This is a genomic window from Pseudomonas guariconensis (assembly GCF_040822035.1).
Classification (GTDB): Bacteria; Pseudomonadota; Gammaproteobacteria; order Pseudomonadales; family Pseudomonadaceae; genus Aquipseudomonas; species Aquipseudomonas guariconensis.
On the sequence record NZ_CP162012.1, the window covers coordinates 619,647 to 636,175 of the forward strand.

At 65.7% G+C, this 16,529-nt stretch carries 16 protein-coding genes; 6 read left to right on the forward strand and 10 right to left on the reverse strand.

Annotated elements, in window-relative coordinates:
* Positions 1–149: 149 nt before the first annotated feature.
* Both cbpA and AB1N67_RS02820 read left to right on the forward strand, forming a co-directional pair.
* Positions 150–1,100 carry a curved DNA-binding protein gene (gene cbpA / locus AB1N67_RS02815; protein ID WP_367863514.1) on the forward strand — a complete coding sequence of 317 codons (951 nt, stop codon included), beginning with the start codon at positions 150–152 and terminating at the stop codon, positions 1,098–1,100.
* A gap of 2 nt (positions 1,101–1,102) precedes the next feature.
* Positions 1,103–1,408 (forward strand): chaperone modulator CbpM, encoded by a 306-nt coding sequence (locus AB1N67_RS02820; RefSeq protein WP_043207952.1) that lies wholly within the window; start codon positions 1,103–1,105, stop codon positions 1,406–1,408.
* 86 nt (positions 1,409–1,494) lie between these two features.
* Here AB1N67_RS02820 and AB1N67_RS02825 read toward each other — a convergent pair whose 3' ends face one another.
* The 10 genes from AB1N67_RS02825 to cbiE all read right to left on the reverse strand — a co-directional run bounded on the left by AB1N67_RS02825 (position 1,495) and on the right by cbiE (position 11,837).
* A complete protein-coding gene (locus tag AB1N67_RS02825; protein WP_043207949.1) occupies positions 1,495–2,013 on the reverse strand; it encodes a GNAT family N-acetyltransferase in 519 nt (172 codons plus the stop codon).
* A gap of 40 nt (positions 2,014–2,053) precedes the next feature.
* A complete protein-coding gene (gene cycA, locus AB1N67_RS02830; protein ID WP_043207947.1) occupies positions 2,054–3,469 on the reverse strand; it encodes a D-serine/D-alanine/glycine transporter in 1,416 nt (471 codons plus the stop codon).
* Positions 3,470–3,685: 216 nt separating this feature from the next.
* The gene (locus AB1N67_RS02835) at positions 3,686–5,050 is read right to left on the reverse strand and encodes a PepSY domain-containing protein (protein ID WP_182817078.1); all 1,365 of its coding nucleotides are present in this window, start codon (positions 5,048–5,050) and stop codon (positions 3,686–3,688) included.
* Between the two features lie 57 nt (positions 5,051–5,107).
* Positions 5,108–7,159, reverse strand: coding sequence for a TonB-dependent copper receptor (locus AB1N67_RS02840; RefSeq protein ID WP_090343152.1), 2,052 nt, complete (start codon positions 7,157–7,159; stop codon positions 5,108–5,110).
* Between the two features lie 66 nt (positions 7,160–7,225).
* Entirely contained in the window at positions 7,226–7,657 is a 432-nt protein-coding gene (locus AB1N67_RS02845) for a DUF2946 domain-containing protein (protein ID WP_090343150.1), read from the reverse strand.
* Between the two features lie 19 nt (positions 7,658–7,676).
* Positions 7,677–8,159 (reverse strand): copper chaperone PCu(A)C, encoded by a 483-nt coding sequence (locus AB1N67_RS02850; protein ID WP_043207941.1) that lies wholly within the window; start codon positions 8,157–8,159, stop codon positions 7,677–7,679.
* 46 nt (positions 8,160–8,205) lie between these two features.
* A complete protein-coding gene (locus AB1N67_RS02855) occupies positions 8,206–8,595 on the reverse strand; it encodes a DUF2946 domain-containing protein (RefSeq protein WP_367863515.1) in 390 nt (129 codons plus the stop codon).
* 227 nt (positions 8,596–8,822) lie between these two features.
* Complete coding sequence (locus AB1N67_RS02860) at positions 8,823–9,542, reverse strand: cobalt-precorrin-6A reductase (protein ID WP_043207938.1); 720 nt, start codon at positions 9,540–9,542, stop codon at positions 8,823–8,825.
* Positions 9,539–10,633: a cobalt-precorrin-5B (C(1))-methyltransferase gene (locus AB1N67_RS02865; protein ID WP_102081269.1), complete on the reverse strand. Its 1,095-nt coding sequence runs from the start codon at positions 10,631–10,633 to the stop codon at positions 9,539–9,541. The genes AB1N67_RS02860 and AB1N67_RS02865 overlap by 4 nt, the downstream gene beginning before the upstream one ends.
* Positions 10,626–11,837, reverse strand: coding sequence for a precorrin-6y C5,15-methyltransferase (decarboxylating) subunit CbiE (gene cbiE / locus AB1N67_RS02870; protein ID WP_090343142.1), 1,212 nt, complete (start codon positions 11,835–11,837; stop codon positions 10,626–10,628). The genes AB1N67_RS02865 and cbiE overlap by 8 nt, the downstream gene beginning before the upstream one ends.
* A gap of 240 nt (positions 11,838–12,077) precedes the next feature.
* Here cbiE and cobG point away from each other — a divergent pair, with 240 nt between their 5' ends.
* From cobG to cobJ, 4 genes are read left to right on the forward strand one after another with little or no spacing between them, the layout of a single operon-like run.
* Positions 12,078–13,403, forward strand: coding sequence for a precorrin-3B synthase (gene cobG / locus AB1N67_RS02875; protein WP_367863516.1), 1,326 nt, complete (start codon positions 12,078–12,080; stop codon positions 13,401–13,403).
* Positions 13,396–14,022 carry a precorrin-8X methylmutase gene (locus tag AB1N67_RS02880; protein WP_043207930.1) on the forward strand — a complete coding sequence of 209 codons (627 nt, stop codon included), beginning with the start codon at positions 13,396–13,398 and terminating at the stop codon, positions 14,020–14,022. The genes cobG and AB1N67_RS02880 overlap by 8 nt, the downstream gene beginning before the upstream one ends.
* Complete coding sequence (locus AB1N67_RS02885; RefSeq protein ID WP_043207927.1) at positions 14,022–14,753, forward strand: precorrin-2 C(20)-methyltransferase; 732 nt, start codon at positions 14,022–14,024, stop codon at positions 14,751–14,753. Before AB1N67_RS02880 ends, AB1N67_RS02885 begins: the two co-directional genes overlap by 1 nt.
* On the forward strand, positions 14,741–16,462 hold the full coding sequence (gene cobJ / locus AB1N67_RS02890) for a precorrin-3B C(17)-methyltransferase (RefSeq protein ID WP_197852678.1): 1,722 nt from the start codon (positions 14,741–14,743) through the stop codon (positions 16,460–16,462). The genes AB1N67_RS02885 and cobJ overlap by 13 nt, the downstream gene beginning before the upstream one ends.
* The last annotated feature ends 67 nt before the right edge of the window (positions 16,463–16,529 follow it).

Below are 16,529 nucleotides of genomic sequence, written 5' to 3' on the forward strand. Positions count from 1 at the left end.
GAGGCAAAACGGCCGCGCAGTTTATGCCAGTGGCCGACTAAATCAAGACCGGTCGTCTGCTCTGGAACAACCCCAGGCGAACCTTGAAAGGCTATGCTTGACCCCAATCTTCAGAAACATCGTAAAAATTCCCAACGGTGATCCCTTAGATGGACTTCAAAGACTATTACAAGATACTCGGCGTCGAGCCCACCGCGGATGAAAAGGCGATCAAGGCCGCCTACCGCAAGCTCGCCCGCAAGTATCACCCCGATGTCAGCAAAGAGCGTGACGCCGAGGACAAATTCAAGGAGGCCAACGAGGCCTACGAGGTGCTGGGCGACGCCCAGAAACGCGCCGAGTACGACGAGATCCGCAAGTACGGCGGCCAGCATGGCCGGCCGTTCCAGGCGCCTCCAGGCTGGGAAAGCCGTGGCAGTGGTGGTGGTTTCGAGGGCGGAGACTTCTCCGATTTCTTCAGCTCGATCTTCGGCGGCCGGGGCGGCAATCCCTTTGGCCGGGGTCAGCAGCAGCGCAGCGCGGGCAGGCGAGGACAGGACGTGGAGCTGGAACTGGCGATCTTCCTCGAAGAAACCTTGAGCAAGGAATCCAAGCAGATCAGCTTCCAGGTGCCGCAGACCAACGCCATGGGCCAGCGCACCGGGTTCACCACCAAGACCCTCAACGTCAAGATCCCGGCCGGGGTGACGGACGGCGAGCGTATCCGCCTCAAGGGTCAAGGCGCGCCCGGTGTCGGGGGCGGTGCCAATGGCGACCTGTTCCTGACCATCCGCATGGCACCGCACCCGCTGTTCGATGTCGAAGGCCATGACCTGATCATCACCGTGCCCCTGGCCCCCTGGGAGGCGGCATTGGGCGCGAAGGTGGCGGTGCCGACCCTGACCGGCAAGATCAACCTGACCATCCGCCCCGACAGCCAGAGTGGCCAGCGTCTGCGGGTCAAGGGCATGGGCCTTGCCAACAAGCAAGGCGAGCGCGGTGATCTTTACGCCCAGCTCAAGATCGTCATGCCTAGCCAGTCGGATGCGGCCACGCGCGAACTCTGGACCAAGCTTTCCGAGAAAGCTGCGTTCAACCCGAGGACACAATGGAGTAGTTGATCATGAGCAGCACCCTGATCGTTCAACTGGACATGCGAACCCTCTGCCAGGAAGCCGACATCACGGCCGACTGCGTGATCGAAATCGTCGAGCACGGCATCGTTGAACCTTCGGGGCGAACGCCGGAGGATTGGTTGTTCGATGATCAGGCACCGCTGCTGGCCAGGCGGGCAGTGAAGCTGCACCGGGACCTGGAGCTGGAATGGGAAGGGGTGGCCCTGGCGCTGGAGTTGCTCGATGAGGTGCAACAGTTGCGCAGTGAGAACAGCATGCTGCGCCAGCGTTTGGGCAGGTTCATACACCTCTGAACGCAGGATAGGTCGCGGGTAAACCCGCTTCGCGCGAACCCTGCGGATGCTGGTTTAGCCGCGAACAGACCGCATCGACTGGACCGTCAGGCGCTTGGCTTGGCGCCTGGGTTGAGCATCAACTGCATGAACGTCAGGTCCAGCCAGCGGCCGAACTTCACCCCTACCTGCGGCATCTGCCCGGTCACCACGAACCCCAGCCGCTCGTGCAGGCGGACCGACGCCGCATTGCCGCTCTCGATGGCGGCGACCATCACATGTTTTCCGCACGCCCGCGCCCGATCGATCAACGCGCTCATCAATAATGGCCCCAGGCCCTTGCCACGCTGGTCGCCCCGGATATAAACCGAGTGCTCGACCGTGTGGCGAAAGCCTTCGAAGGGGCGCCAGTCGCCGAACGAGGCATACCCCAACACGCCACTGTCATCCACCGCCACCAGGATCGGATAGCCCTGCTGTGCACGCGCCTCGAACCACGCCTGGCGGTTGGCCAGGTCGACTGGCGTCTCGTTCCAGATCGCCGTGGTGTTGCGCACGGCGTCGTTGTAGATCTCGAGGATGCCGGGTACGTCATTGGGCAGGGCATCGCGGATTTCAGCGGTCATGACAGCGGCTCGCAAGGATCGGTACTTGGGCCAGGACAGCTCAGCTGTCCTGGGTGTCCCGCACGGCGGTGCGCGGGTGTCGTTTGCTGCGCACCAACTGGTAGGTGGCGGTGAGGATGACGAACCACAGCGGCGTGAAGATCAGGGCCTTGCGGGTATCGTCCTCCAGGCTCAACAGCACCAGGATGAAGGCAAAGAACGTCAGGCATACATAGCACATCAGGCGTCCGCCGGGCATCTTGTACTTCGAGGCCTGGTGCAATGCGGGGCGGTGCTTGCGGTAGTTCAGGTACGACAGCAGGATCAGCGTCCAGACGAACATGAACAGCAACGCCGAGACCGTGGTGACCAGCGTGAACGCCTCGACCAGGTCGGGAATCACGTAGATCAGCGCAGCGCCCAGCAACAGGCAGGTGCAGGAGAAGTACAGGCCGTTGGCCGGCACGGCGCGCCGCGACAGCTTTTCGAATGCCTTGGGCGCATCGCCTTCCTGGGACAAACCATAGAGCATGCGGCTGGTGGAGAACACGCCGCTGTTGGCCGAGGAGGCTGCCGAGGTGAGCACCACGAAGTTGATGATGCTTGCCGCAGCAGGCAGGCCAGCCAGGACGAACAGCTCGACGAACGGGCTCTTGCCTGGCACCACGTCGCGCCACGGGGTGACGGCCATGATCGCGATCAGCGCCAGCACGTAGAACACGATGATCCGCACCGGAATCGAGTTGATCGCCCGTGGCAGAGTGCGCTCGGGGTTCTTCGCCTCTGCGGCGGTGGTGCCCACCAATTCGATGCCGACGAAGGCGAACACGGCGATCTGGAATCCGGCGAAGAAGCCCATCAGGCCATGGGGGAACATCCCGCCATCGTTCCACAGGTTGGCCAGTTGCGCGGTACGCCCGGCCGGCGATTCGAAGCCAGTGACGACCATGTACAGGCCGGTGGCGACCAGGCCGACAATGGCGACGATCTTGATCATGGCGAACCAGAATTCGACCTCGCCGAACATCTTCACTGTGATCAGGTTCAGTGACAGCAGCACGGCGACGCAGATCAGCGCGGGTATCCACTGGGGTAGGTCGGGGAACCAGAACTGCGAGTAGGCGGCGATGGCGATCACATCGGCGATGCCGGTGATCACCCAGCAGAACCAGTAGGTCCAGCCGGTGAAGTAGCCCGCCCACGGGCCGAGCAGGTCGGCGGAGAAGTCGATGAACGACTTGTAGTTGAGGTTCGACAGCAGCAATTCGCCCATGGCACGCATGACGAAGAACAGCATGAAGCCGATGATCATGTACACGAAGATGATCGACGGCCCCGCCAGGCTGATGGTCTTGCCCGAGCCCATGAACAGGCCCGTGCCGATGGCGCCACCGATGGCGATCAACTGAATGTGGCGGTTGGTCAGGTTGCGTTGCAGATGTGAATCGTCTGCGGAGGTTGATGAGGTCCGGGTCATGGGCTGCATTCCGTTGTGGGTCAGTCTTCTTGTGCAGAGCCAAGTAGGCTAACACGCGCGTTCCAGTCCAGGGGCGCGGCAGATCGCCTCGATTTTTGTGTAGCAGCGTGGTGCCTGTGCCGCCCCTTTTCGCGGGTAAACCCGCGCGCACAGAGGATCACTGAAATCTGTCGGAGCGGTTTTTCCCGCGAAAGAGGCGGCACAGACAAGCAGTCTTCAAGCCCCGGCCAGGATCCGTCGGCGCACCACCAGGCTGTCGACCACCCACATCACCACCATCGAGGCGCCCACCAGCGGGAAGGCCACGCCCAGCACCAGCATGACCACCGTGGCGGTTTTCCAGCGGGGCAAGTCATGGCGCAGTGGCGGAACACCCAGCCCGCCTGCTGGCCGGCGCTTCCACCACATCACCAGCCCGCTCACCGAACCCAGCAGGATCATCAGGCACACCACCAGGATGATCGCCTGGTTCAGCGGCCCGAACATCTTGCCTTCATGCAGCATCACGCCCAGCTCGGTAGCACGGGCGACCGGGCTGTAGTCCTGCCAGCGCACGTCGGCCAGTACCTGGCCGGTGTACTGGTCCACATGCAGGGTGGCGTCGTTGCGCGGGTCATCAGCGAACACTGCGACGGTGAACACACCGCTTGCCGAGCTCGGCAGGGTGATGCTGTAGCCGGGCTCGACCTGGCGCGTGGTGGCCAGGTCCTCGACCTGCTGCAGGCTCACCTGCGGCGCCGCCGGTGCGTTGGACATGCCGTGGTGGGCGCCATGTTCGGCATGGGCGCCGGAAACCGGCATCGGTGTGTTCTCCAGCGCCCAGGGCACGGTCTGGCGGTGGGCGTTGTTCAGCGCGCCGGCCCGTTGATCGGATGTGGGCACATCGTTCCACATGGCCGCCGGGAAGCGGTTCCACAGATCGGCATACTGCTTGCCCCACAGGCCGGTCCAGGTCATGCCGCTGAGCAGCATCAGCAACAACAGCAGCGAGCCCCAGAAGCCGCTGACTGCGTGCAGGTCGCGCCAGAACACCCGGCCACGGGCGGACAGGCGCGGCCACAGCACGCCTGCGCTGCTGCGCCCACGTGGCCACCACAAGTACAGGCCGGACACCACCAGCACGATGCCCCAGCCGGCGGCCAGTTCCACCAGACGATCGCCCACGGTGCCGACCATCAACTCACCGTGCAGGGCGCGGGCCACGGCTTGCAGGTTGTCCTTGGCGTCCTGCTCGCCCAGCACCTTGGCGCTGTAGGGGTCGATGAACACGTTCAGCTCGCGCCCGCCGTCGTGCACCACGAACTGGGCGCTGCGCTCGGCATTGGCCGGCGGCAGGTACTGGCCCACGTGGCCCTGTGGATAAGCCTGGCGCACCTGGGCCAGGAGGGTGTCGGCATCCTGGCGTTGGTGACCGGCCTCGACCACCATCAGGTCGCGGTACAGCACTGGGTCGAGCTGCGGCTTGAACAGGTAAATGATCCCGGTGATCGCCAGCAGGATCATGAAAGGCGCGACGAACAGCCCGGCATAAAAATGCCAGCGCCACGCCAGGTTGTAGAAGGAAATGCGTTGTCCGCTCATGGAACCTCCAGATGACCCGGTTTGGGCGCGGTGATCGCCGCGCCCTGTTTGTTGTTGTCAGAAGCTGATGTCGACCTTGGTCCAGAAGGTCCTACCTGGCTCGTTCACCGGCTGTGGGTCCGTGGCCGGATAGCCGAACCCGGCATTGCCGGCCAGGTTCAGGTGCTCGGCGTAGGTTTTGTCGAACAGGTTGTCGACGCCTGCACTGAGCTTGAGGTTGCGGTTGACCTTGTAGGCACCGTTGAGCGAGAACACACCGAAACCTGCGCTCTTCTCGTAGTCCTTGCCGACCACATTGCCCTGGTTCTCGGCGATGCGATTTTGCTCCGCGACCAGGCGCCACAAGGCCCCGACGCTCCACAGATCGCGGCTGTAGGTCAGCCCCAGACGGCTTTCCAGCGGCGGCATCTGCGGTAGCGCCTTGTCGTCGCTGCTGTTCTTGCCCCACGCATAGGCCAAAGTCGCGTCGGCCTTCCAGTTCTCGGTCAGCCTGTAGGCGGCGCCGAGCTCGCCGCCCATGATGCGGGCGTCGATGTTCTGGGCTTGGGAGCTCATGCCTTGGTAGTCGAACAGAATGTAGTCGCGGATCTGCCCGACATAGCCAGAGGCCCAGGCTTCCAGGCGCTCGTCCTGGTATTGGATGCCGAAATCCACCTGGGTGGTTTTTTCCGGCTTGATGCCATCGAAGGCATTGGCCGCGCCGGCTGGCGCCCGCTTGGGCGAGAACAGCTCCCAATAGTCGGGGAAGCGCTGGGCATGACCCAGGCCGACATACGTGGTTGCCGGAATCACCGCCAGGTCGTGCTCGTAGCGCACGAAGCCGCTGGGCAGGGTATCGGCGCGGGTATCGCCCTCGGTGGGGCTGCCTTGGCGAAAATCGCGGGCCGAGGCGCGATCGAGGCGGGCGCCGGTGACCAGGCGGTCGTTTCCGGTGGCGTACCAGGTCAGCTCGCTGAACACGCCATAGTTGTGGAAGTCGGCGTCCTTGGTCCAGGGCTGGCCTTTGTGTGCGTCGATGCCCATGCCACCGCGTTTGCGGTGTTCGTTGGTTTGCGCGTCGAGGCCGCTGACCAGTTGTACATCGGCCCAGCGCCAGGTGGCTTTGACGCGAGCGCCAAGGGTGCGGCGATCGACGTTGCTGACCATGGGCATGCCCATCATGCCGCTGCCGGAAGGCGTGCGTAGGCTGTAGTTGTCCATCACATGGTCGGCATAGTTGTAATAGACCTGGGCTTCGACCTTGTCGAGCACCTCGCCGAGGTTGGATTTTTCGAAGCGCAGGCCCAGGCTCTCGCGCTTGAACTGCGAGCCGTCCATGCCGCGTCCGGCATAGCGGGCTTCGCCGTCACCCTTGCCTGCGGTGAGCTCCAGCAGGGTATCGGCGTCCGGCGTCCAGCCCAGGGCTACATCGCCGTTCCATTTGTCCCAGCGCGACGGCACGGTATCGCCGTGACCGTCGTCGTAGTCATCCGAGCGCGACTGGTTGCCGACAAAGCGGGCATAGCCCTGGCTGTTGCCGGCGGCGGCATCGAGCACCTTGTCGAAGCGGCCGTTGGAGCCTCCCAGCAGACTGGCATTGACCCGGCTGCCGAGTGTCCCGAAGGACTCGGGTTCACGGTCGAAGAGGATGGTGCCGGCGGAACCGCCAGGGCCCCAGATGACGCTTTGCGGGCCCTTGATCACGGTGAGGCGGTCGTAGGTTTCCGGCGAGATGTACGAGGTGGGCGCATCCATGCGGTTGGGGCAGGCGCCCAGCATCACGCCGCCGTTGGTGAGGATATTCAGGCGCGAGCCGAACATCCCACGCAGCACCGGATCGCCGTTGGTACCGCCGGAGCGGATCGCCGAAAAGCCGGGAATGGTTTTCAGATAGTCGGCGCCATCGCTGGCCGGCACCGGCTGGCGTGGGTCTTTGGGATTGGTGACCACGGTCAGCGGCGAGCTGGGGGCAATGGCGGTGATGACCGTCGGGCTCAGCTCGGCCATCTCGTGCGCATGGCCGTCATGGCCGGTTTCGGCGGCCAGGGCCAGGGGCGCGAGCACAGAGCCGCAGAGCACGGCGATCGTTCCCCGCAGGGAAAGAGCAAAAACAGGGGTACAGCCAGACATAGTGATTCCAGTCGATCAGTCAGGAAAGAGCGCGAAGCCTCCAGGCTTCGTGCGATAGCGTTGTGTTCAGGCGCTGATCGAGGCGGGTGGCGCGCGGCTGCGCGCACCAGGGAAGACGGCCTGCCGGGCGTGGCCCTGGTGGGGCGGTACGGGGAGTAGGGCGGGGGGAAGTACGACGCCGGCACTGAGCGGGCTGAGGGCCTGGGGCAGGGCCGGGCAATTGAACAGCAGCGTGCAGTAGCCGCATTTTTCCCAGACCACATGCAACTGGCCGTCGTCGTGGCCATGGTGGTCGGCGCCGTGGTCATGCCCGGCTGCCATGGGCATGTCCATCGGCGTGGACATGTTCATGCCGGCGTGGTGATCCATCGGCATCGACTGGGAAACCAGTGGGCCGATGAAGATCATCCACATGGCGAACAGGCTCAGCCAGCCACCACCCAGGCGCCTGCGATCAGGGCGGGTTAAGCGGGTGAACCGGTCGCGCGGCAGGCTCATGGCGAGTGTCTGTCAGCGGTCAGTGCGTATGGGCCTGGCCTTGCTGGTCGGCGGGCGGCTGCTTTTGCACGGCCACCTCGACGGTGATGTCGCCGGCCTTCTCGAAGTGCAGGGTCAGCGGGAAGCGCTTGCCGTCGATGAGCAGGCTGCGGTCCTTGGGCTGCATCAGCATCACGTGATAGGCGCTGGGGGCGAAGGTCAGGTTTTGGCCGGCCGGGACGGCCACGCTGGAGACCTGCTGCATTTTCATCAGGCCGTCAGCGGTCTTGGCGTGCTCGTGCAACTGGGCGTCGTCGGTGATGGGGCTGTCGACCGAGAGCAGGCGGTCGTCCTGCTGGCCGTTGTTGTGAACAACGAAGTAGGCCGCGACGTTGGGGGCATTGGGCGGCAGCTCCAACGACCAGGGATGGGCGATGTGCAGGTCGCCGACGGTGTATTCGTGGGCGTTGGCGAAAGCGCCGGGCAGCAACAGGGCGGCCAGGACGAGGGCTTGCTTGAGCATGGTGAGTCTCCGATCTGTTCAGGTGCGGGCAGACAGCGTGGTCAACTCAGACGATCGGAGAGGCTCGGGGATTGAGCGCCGGCCATAGCTGGCGCGGCGTGGGAGTGTAGGCGGCAGGTGACGCCAGGTGGCTGCCGAGCAGCAACGGTGGGTTGTGCAGCTGCGGCGGGTAGCCGGGCAGTGCCAGCAGCGGCGCGGCGCCTGAGCAGCACCAGCAGTTCATCAGGCTGGCGGAGTCGTTGCTTTGCGGCCCCAGGTCGATCTTGGCCAGTGCCTGGACATCGACCTTGCCTTTGTTCGCCATGCTCGAACAGAAAGCCCCCCACAGCAGCTGCTCGGCCGGACCTTTGGGCGCGGCGGAAGACAGCGGCATGGCCAGCAGGTTGAACAGCACTGCAAGGCAGGCTATCCAGGCAATGTGCCGACGTGGGGGCATGGGAGAGATCCGGTCAGGAATCAGGTGGCTATTGTAAGGGCGAGTATAGGTAAAAGTGCCGGGGTGCGGTGAAGTGCCGCAGGGGCAGCCCCCTGGAGACGGTACTGCGTGTCGCGCGGCAGAGCCCGCCCGACAAGGGGCACCGCTAAATTTGTGTGAGAGGGGATACCAGCAAGGACGTCAGGCCGCGCTTTCACGTGCCATGCTGGGACCCGATTTTCATTGGACTAAGGCCTGATCGCAGCCATCAGATCAGCCACCTGATCGAAGACGCGATCCACCGCCGGCAACACCGGGCGCTTGAGCACCAGTACCGGTATGCCCTGTTCCCTGGCCACTTCCAGCTTGGGCTCGGTGGCTGTGCTGCCGCTGTTCTTGCTCACCAGCACATCGATCCGGCGCCGTTGGAACAAGGCGCGTTCGTCCATCAGGTTGAACGGTCCACGGGCGCCGATCACTTCGCAGCGCTCGTTGCCTGGGTAGGTTTCGAGGGCGCGTAGGGTCCAGAACTGGTGCGCGGGGATCTCATCGAGGTGTTGCAGGGGCTCGCGCCCCAGGGTGAACAGAGGGCGTTCGAAGGGGGTCAGGGCTTCGATCAGTCCGGCCCAGTCAGCGACTTCGCGCCAGTCATCGCCAGGCTGCGCCTGCCAGGCCGGGCGGCGCAGAGCCCAGCAGGGGATGCCCGCGTAGCGTGCGGCCTGGGCTGCGTTGTGGCTGATTTGCGCGGCGTAGGGGTGGGTCGCGTCGATCAACAGGCTGATCTGCGCCTCGCGCAGATAGACCGCCAGGCCGTCGGCGCCGCCATAACCGCCGACGCGCACCTGGCACGTCAGATCCTGCGGGACGCGGCCGATGCCGGCCAGGCTATAGATATGCTCGGGCCCCAGCTGGCGGGCGATGGCCAAGGCTTCGGTGATGCCGCCGAGCAGCAGGATGCGCGGGCTCATTGCACACCCGCCTTGCCGACGATGCCGCCTTGGCGGTCGATGGCGAACACCTCGACTTGCACCTGCGCGGGCACCACGCTGCGCGCGAAGGCCAGGGCGTGGGCGCACACCGCATCGCCGAGCGGGACGCCAGCCGCGTGGGCCAAGGCCAAGGCCTGCTGACTGGTGTTGGCCGCGATGATTGCCGCTTGCAGGGTGGCGTCGGCGCCGATGTCTGCCGCCCAGGCCGCCAATTGCGGCAGGTCGATGCTCGAACTGCGGCTGTGCAGGTCCATGTGCCCGGCGGCCAGCTTGCTGATCTTGCCGAAGCCGCCGCACAGGGTCAGGCGGGCGACAGGGACCTTGCGCAAATGCTTGAGCACCGCGCCGACAAAGTCGCCCATTTCGATCAGGGCGATTTCCGGCAGGCCGTAGACCTGGCGCATGGTGTCTTCGCTGGCATTGCCGGTACAGGCGGCGATGTGGGTATAGCCATTGCTGTGGGCGACGTCGATGCCTTGTTGGATCGAGGCGATGTAGGCCGAGCAGGAGAAAGGCCGGACGATGCCGCTGGTGCCGAGAATCGACAACCCCCCGAGGATGCCCAGGCGTGGGTTCATGGTCTTGAGGGCGAGCTGTTCGCCGTCGCGCACGTTGACCGTCACTTCGAAGCCACCACCATGGCCGCAGGCTTCGGCGAGCTGTTGCAGGTGCTCGCTGATCATCCGCCGTGGCACCGGGTTGATGGCAGGCTCGCCCACCGCCAGCACCAGGCCGGGACGGGTGACGGTGCCGACGCCCTGACCGGCGACGAAGCGCACGCCAGGCTGCTCGAGCAGCCGCACCTGGGTGTAGAGCAATGCGCCGTGGGTCACGTCCGGATCGTCGCCGGCATCCTTGATCGTGCCGGCCTCGGCACCGTTGTCGGTGCGGCGGCAGAACGCCAGGCGCAGGGTCACCTGCTTGCCCTTGGGCAGCGTGATACGAACGGCATCGTCGCATTCGCCGGTGAGCAGCAGGCGAGCCGCCGCCAGGCTGGTGGCGGTGGCGCAGCTGCCAGTGGTGAGGCCGCTGCGCAGGGGCGCGGCTTTTTCGCGGGTTTCTTCACGCATCGAGGGGCTTCACCACGTCGAGCAGGGTGATCGGCAGAGCCTGGCGCCAGGTATCGAAATTGCCCAACGGCTGGGCATGGGCCACGTGGATGCGGGTCAGTTCGCCGCCATGGGCTTCGCGGAAGTTGGCCAGCGCCAGCTCGCTTTGCAGGGTCACGGCGTTGGCGACCAGGCGCCCGCCGGGGCGCAGGCGCTCCCAGCAAAAGGGCAGCACGCCCTCGCGGGTCACGCCGCCGCCGATGAAGATCGCATCGGGCCGCTCGAGATCGGCCAGGGCCTGGGGCGCTTTGCCACGGACCAGTTGCAGGCCCGGTACGCCCAGGGCGTCGCGGTTGTATTCGATATGGCCTTGGCGGCCTTCATCGGCCTCGATGGCCAGCGTGCGGCAGCTGGGATGGGCGCGCATCCACTCGATGCCGATCGAGCCACAGCCGGCACCGACATCCCACAGCAGCTCGCCCGGTTGTGGCGCGAGGCGTGCGAGGGTGATGGCGCGCACATCGCGCTTGGTCAGTTGGCCGTCGTGACGAAAGGCGCTGTCGGGCAAACCGGTGACAGGCGATAGTCGTGGGGTGTCGATGGCGGCCTGGCAGTCGATGGCGATCACGTTGAGGTCGGCTGTACGCGCATGCGGCCAATCCTCGGCGGTGCCGCGCAGATGGCGCTCCTCGGCGCCGCCCAGATGCTCCAGTACATGCAGGCGGCTCGGGCCGAAGCCGCGTTCGCACAGTTGTCGGGCGACGGCTGCCGGGCTTTGGCCATCATTGCTCAATACCAAAAGGCGCATGCCGCTGTAGAGATGCGCGTTGAGCGCGGCCAGGGGGCGGGCGACGACCGACACCACCTGCACCTCCTGCAGCGGCCAACCCAGGCGCGCAGCAGCCAGTGCGCAGGAGGACGGCATCGATAGCACATGCAGCTCTTCGGCCGGCACCTGGCGGGCAAGGCTTGCGCCCACGCCATAGAACATCGGATCGCCGCTGGCCAATACACACACGGGCTCGCCGCGCAGAGCCAGGACCGGCGCCAGTGAGAAGGGGCTTGGCCAGTGCGAGCGTTCGCCGACCACGCAGCGTGGCAACAGGGCCAATTGGCGCGGACTGCCGAAGATCCGCGAAGCGCTCAGCAGCGCACGCCGGGCTTGCTTGCCCAGGCCGCTGAAACCGTCTTCGCCGATGCCCACTACTGTCAGCCAGGGAGTCATGTGTCTCGTTCCGCCATCTTTGGGGCCGCTTGGCGCCCTTCGCGAGTGAGCCCGCACTCACAGAAGCCGCACATCCCAAGGGGGGCGGATGATCCTGTGGGAGCGGGCTCACCCGCGAAGAGGGCGACGCGGTCCGGAATTTCTGCTCAATCGCAGTCGATGCTCGACCGTCGGCTTTTCATGCCGCCGGACAAAGCAGGCATAATACCGCGCCTTCTACACTCAAGCGCATTTTCAAGATTGCCGGACGCCCCCTTGAATCAGCCTCTCGTCCCTGCCGTGTCACCCCGCCCCTCGGCTTGCCCGGGGTTGTGGCGCATCGTCGCGGCCCGTGACGGTGGCATCTGCCGGATCAAACTCCCCGGAGGCGTGCTGCTGGCCGACCAGGCCGAGGCTGTGGCGACGGCGGCGGAGCGTTTCGCGGGCGGCGTGATCGAAGCGACCAATCGCGGCAATCTGCAAATCCGCGGCATCGGCGCAGACCACGCTGGCCTGATCGAGCATCTGTTGGCCGCCGGCCTCGGCCCGCGCGAAGCAGCAGGCGACGATGTGCGCAATGTGATGCAAAGCCCGCTGGCCGGGCTCGACCCTGACATGCTCATCGACACGCGCCCCTTGTCCGAGCAATTGCTGCACCTGCTGGAGACCACCCCGCGCTTGCATGGACTGTCGGCCAAGTTCGCTGTGCAGCTCGATGGCGGCGAGCATCTGGCAATGCTCGAACACCCTCACGACCTGTGGCTTTCGGCAATGATGCTCGACGGCCGCGCCTGGTATGCCTTCGGCTTGGCCGGCTGTCCGGCCAGTGGCCAGGTCCTGGGCGCCGTGCCGGCCGAGCACGGGCTAACGCTGGTTCATGCCGTGCTGGAGCGCTTCCTGGACCTGGCCGAGCCAGCGCAGTCGCGAATGCGCCAGTTGCTCGAGGACTGCCCCGCTGAACGTTTCGTCGACAGCCTGGGCCTGGAGATTCGGCGCGATGGCGCAGTGCTGGGTTGGCGGCGTGCGCCGGCCACTCGCGACTGGCTGGGGCCGCTGCCTCAACGCCAAGGCATGGCCTGGGGTGTCGCCCCGCCATTGGGCCGGCTGACTCCGGTCATGTTGCGCAGCCTCGCCAGGCTGGCCCGTGATGCCGGTGACGGCAGTCTGCGCGTGAGCCCCTGGCAGAGTCTCGTTTTGCCCAATGTCGACCTGGCGATGATCGACCGGGCCGAGCTGAACTGTCTTGGGCTGATCTGGGATGCCGGCCAGCCCTTGGCCCGCCTGACCGCCTGCACCGGCGCCGCCGGCTGTGCCAAGGCCCTGGCCGATACCAAGGCCGATGCCCTGATCATCGCTTCCTTGCTGCAAAAAGGTGGCCCCGGCAGTGTGCATGTTTCCGGCTGCCTGCGTTCCTGTGCCGTGGCTCATGTCGCCCCGGCCACCTTGCTGGCCCGCTCTGCGGGCCGTTATGACCTGTATTTGCGCGACGCGAACCAGCCAGGCTTCGGCAGGCTGCGTGCGCGCGACCTTTCCCCAGAAGAAGCAGGCGCCATGCTCGACCTGCCGACGGAGCACCTTGATGATTGACTACATCCGCGATGGTCAGGAGATCTATCGCAATTCCTTCCGGATCATCCGCGAGGAAGCCCGGCTCGAGCGGATCCCCGCCGACCTGGAGAAACTCGCCGTGCGGGTGATCCATGCCTGCGGCATGGTCGATGCCATCGATGGGTTGCAATTTTCCGAAGGCGCCGGCACTGCAGGTCGACAGGCGCTGGCCAACGGTGCGCCGATCCTGTGCGACGCGCACATGGTCGCCGAAGGCGTGACCCGTGCGCGCCTGCCGGCCAACAACCAGGTGATCTGCACCCTGCGCGACCCCAGCGTGCCCGACTTGGCCAAGAAGTTGGGCAACACCCGCTCGGCGGTGGCGCTGGAACTGTGGCGTCCGCATCTGGAAGGCAGCGTGGTGGTGATCGGCAATGCGCCGACCGCGTTGTTCTACCTGCTGGAAATGCTCGATGCCGGTGCGCCCAAGCCTGCGCTGATCCTTGGTTTCCCGGTCGGTTTCGTGGGCGCGGCGGAGTCCAAGGCGATGCTGGCCGCCGACAGCCGTGGTGTGCCGTTCGTGATCATGCAGGGCCGTCTGGGCGGCAGCGCGATGGCCGCCGCCGCGGTCAACGCCCTGGCCACGGAGGTGGAATGATGCAGCCACGCGGACGTCTGTTCGGCCTGGGCGTGGGCCCCGGTGACCCCGAGCTGATCACGGTCAAGGCCCTGCGCCTGCTGCGCGAGTCGCCTGTGGTGGCCTACTTCGTGGCCAAGGGCAAGCGCGGCAATGCCTTTGGCATCATCGAAGCGCACCTGCAGCCTGAGCAGACCTTGATGCCACTGGTGTACCCGGTGACCACCGAGGTGCTGCCCGAGCCACTGTCCTATGAGCAGGTGATCAGCGACTTCTATGACGAAGCCGGCGTGCAGGTGGCCGAACACCTGGATGCCGGTCGCGACGTGGCGGTGATCTGCGAGGGCGACCCGTTCTTCTACGGTTCCTACATGTACCTGCACGACCGCCTGGCCCAGCGCTACGAGACCCAGGTGATCCCAGGCGTATGCTCGATGCTCGGTGGCGCCTCGGTGTTGGGCGCGCCACTGGTGTATCGCAACCAGAGCCTTTCGGTGCTTTCCGGCGTGCTGCCCCATGAGGAGCTCAAGCGTCGCTTGGCCGATGCCGATGCGGCGGTGATCATGAAACTGGGGCGCAACTTCCCCAAGGTGCGCCAAGTGCTCGGCGAACTGGGCCTGGCTCAACGTGCGCTGTATGTCGAGCGCGCGACCATGGCCAACCAGAAGATCGTGCCGCTCGATGACGTGGACCCGCAGTCCTCGCCGTACTTTTCCTTGATCGTCGTACCGGGTGAGAAATGGCAGGGATGAACATCGGCAAGGCACCCGCAATCGTCATCCTTGGCCCCGGCAGCCTGGCGACGGCGCAGCGCATCCAGCTGTGTTATCCACAGGCGAAGATCCTGGGCCTGGCGGGTCGGGTGGAGGGCGTGGACGCTCACTATGAACATTTCGGTGACACCCTGCGCCAGCTCTACCAGCAGGACACCCCGATCATCGCCCTGTGCGCTGCCGGCATCGTGATCCGCACCCTGGCCAGCCTGCTCACCGAAAAAGGCGCCGAGCCGCCGGTATTGGCCGTGGCCGAGGACGGCAGCGCTGTGGTGCCGCTGCTCGGCGGCCTGTCGGGGGTCAATGTCATGGCCCGGGCGATCGCCCAGGCGCTGGACGTGGCTGCGGCCATCACTACCAGCGGCGAGCTGCGCTTCGGCACTTGCCTGCTCAATCCCCCCGAGGGCTACGCCCTGGCGGACCTGGAGCAGGGCAAGCGTTTCGTCTCCGACCTGTTGGCGGGCGAGTCGGTGCGGGTCGAAGGCGATGCGCCCTGGCTCGACCAGGCGCAATTGCCGCAGCACGACCAGGCCCGGCGCATCATCCGTGTGGGATGCGAAGCGCGTCCGGCCTGCCGTGACGAGCTGCTTATCCATGCCCGCTCGGTGTTGGTGGCGGTCGACGGCGCGGCGCCTGATCTGGCAGAGCGCGTGCTTCAGGCGTTGGCCGAGGCAGGTATCGCCCAGGCCGCGTTGGCCTGCCTGTTGGCCGATGAGCACTACATGGCCGAGCCAGCCTTGCACGAGGCGGCCCAGGTGTTGGGTGTCGCCCTGCGTTTCGCGCCAGCGGCTGGGCGCCTGTCCGAGCAGGTCGAGCAGGCCGTGCCAGGGGCGCGCCTGATCGAGCAGGGCGATGTGGTGATCGCCGTGGCGCCAGCGCCGATCGAGCCGGCCCAGGTCGGTCGCGGCCGTGGCCGCCTGGCAGTGATCGGCCTCGGCCCCGGCGCGGCCGACCTGATGGTGCCTGCGGTCAAGGCAGAGCTGGCGCGGGCACAGGATGTGCTCGGCTATGAAACATACGTGCGCATGGCCGGCCCGTTCCGCACCGACCAGGTGTTGCATTGCACCGACAACCGCGAAGAGATGCAGCGTGCCCGACACGCCTTCGAGCTGGCAGCCGAAGGGCGTTCGGTGGTCGTGGTGTCCTCGGGTGATCCGGGCGTGTTCGCCATGGCGGCTGCCGTGCTCGAAGCCTTGCACGAATCCAGTGACCCCGCCTGGCACCGGGTGGACCTGCAGATCCTGCCCGGCGTCTCGGCATCGCTGGCCACCGCTGCCCAGGCCGGTGCGCCGCTGGGGCATGACTTCTGCGTCATGTCCCTGTCGGACAACCTCAAGCCCTGGTCGATCATCGAAAAGCGCCTGGACCTGGCCGCCCAGGCCGATCTGGTCCTGGCTTTCTACAACCCTATCTCCAAAGCTCGCCCCCACCAGTTGGGGCTGGCGCTGAGCGTCGTTCGCAAGCACCGCGAGGCGAGTACGCCCGTCGTGCTGGGCCGTGACATCGGGCGCCCGGGGCAGTCGCTGCGGGTGGTCACCCTGGGCGAGCTGGTGCCGGCGATGGTGGACATGCGCACGATGGTACTGATCGGCTCCTCGACCACCTGTACCTTCCCACGCGCAAACGGCGGCGAATGGGTCTATACCCCGCGTTGGTACCCGCTTAAGCCCAACCTCCTGGAAGCATGACCTGCTGAACTACTCATCCCTACATGCATAGTCTTCGAGTCCTACCCGGTATCCGCCGGGTTCCGAC

What these genes read in the sequence shown, in the direction of transcription:
- AB1N67_RS02850 (WP_043207941.1), bottom strand. Translation starts at nt 8,159, where the DNA reads ATGCTCAAGCAAGCCCTCGTCCTGGCCGCCCTGTTGCTGCCCGGCGCT.
- AB1N67_RS02865 (WP_102081269.1), bottom strand. Translation starts at nt 10,633, where the DNA reads ATGCGTGAAGAAACCCGCGAAAAAGCCGCGCCCCTGCGCAGCGGCCTC.
- AB1N67_RS02885 (WP_043207927.1), top strand. Translation starts at nt 14,022, where the DNA reads ATGCAGCCACGCGGACGTCTGTTCGGCCTGGGCGTGGGCCCCGGTGAC.
- AB1N67_RS02840 (WP_090343152.1), bottom strand. Translation starts at nt 7,159, where the DNA reads ATGTCTGGCTGTACCCCTGTTTTTGCTCTTTCCCTGCGGGGAACGATC.
- cycA (WP_043207947.1), bottom strand. Translation starts at nt 3,469, where the DNA reads ATGACCCGGACCTCATCAACCTCCGCAGACGATTCACATCTGCAACGC.
- AB1N67_RS02880 (WP_043207930.1), top strand. Translation starts at nt 13,396, where the DNA reads ATGATTGACTACATCCGCGATGGTCAGGAGATCTATCGCAATTCCTTC.
- AB1N67_RS02845 (WP_090343150.1), bottom strand. Translation starts at nt 7,657, where the DNA reads ATGAGCCTGCCGCGCGACCGGTTCACCCGCTTAACCCGCCCTGATCGC.
- cbiE (WP_090343142.1), bottom strand. Translation starts at nt 11,837, where the DNA reads ATGACTCCCTGGCTGACAGTAGTGGGCATCGGCGAAGACGGTTTCAGC.
- AB1N67_RS02860 (WP_043207938.1), bottom strand. Translation starts at nt 9,542, where the DNA reads ATGAGCCCGCGCATCCTGCTGCTCGGCGGCATCACCGAAGCCTTGGCC.
- cobJ (WP_197852678.1), top strand. Translation starts at nt 14,741, where the DNA reads ATGGCAGGGATGAACATCGGCAAGGCACCCGCAATCGTCATCCTTGGC.
- AB1N67_RS02825 (WP_043207949.1), bottom strand. Translation starts at nt 2,013, where the DNA reads ATGACCGCTGAAATCCGCGATGCCCTGCCCAATGACGTACCCGGCATC.
- AB1N67_RS02820 (WP_043207952.1), top strand. Translation starts at nt 1,103, where the DNA reads ATGAGCAGCACCCTGATCGTTCAACTGGACATGCGAACCCTCTGCCAG.
- AB1N67_RS02855 (WP_367863515.1), bottom strand. Translation starts at nt 8,595, where the DNA reads ATGCCCCCACGTCGGCACATTGCCTGGATAGCCTGCCTTGCAGTGCTG.
- cbpA (WP_367863514.1), top strand. Translation starts at nt 150, where the DNA reads ATGGACTTCAAAGACTATTACAAGATACTCGGCGTCGAGCCCACCGCG.
- AB1N67_RS02835 (WP_182817078.1), bottom strand. Translation starts at nt 5,050, where the DNA reads ATGAGCGGACAACGCATTTCCTTCTACAACCTGGCGTGGCGCTGGCAT.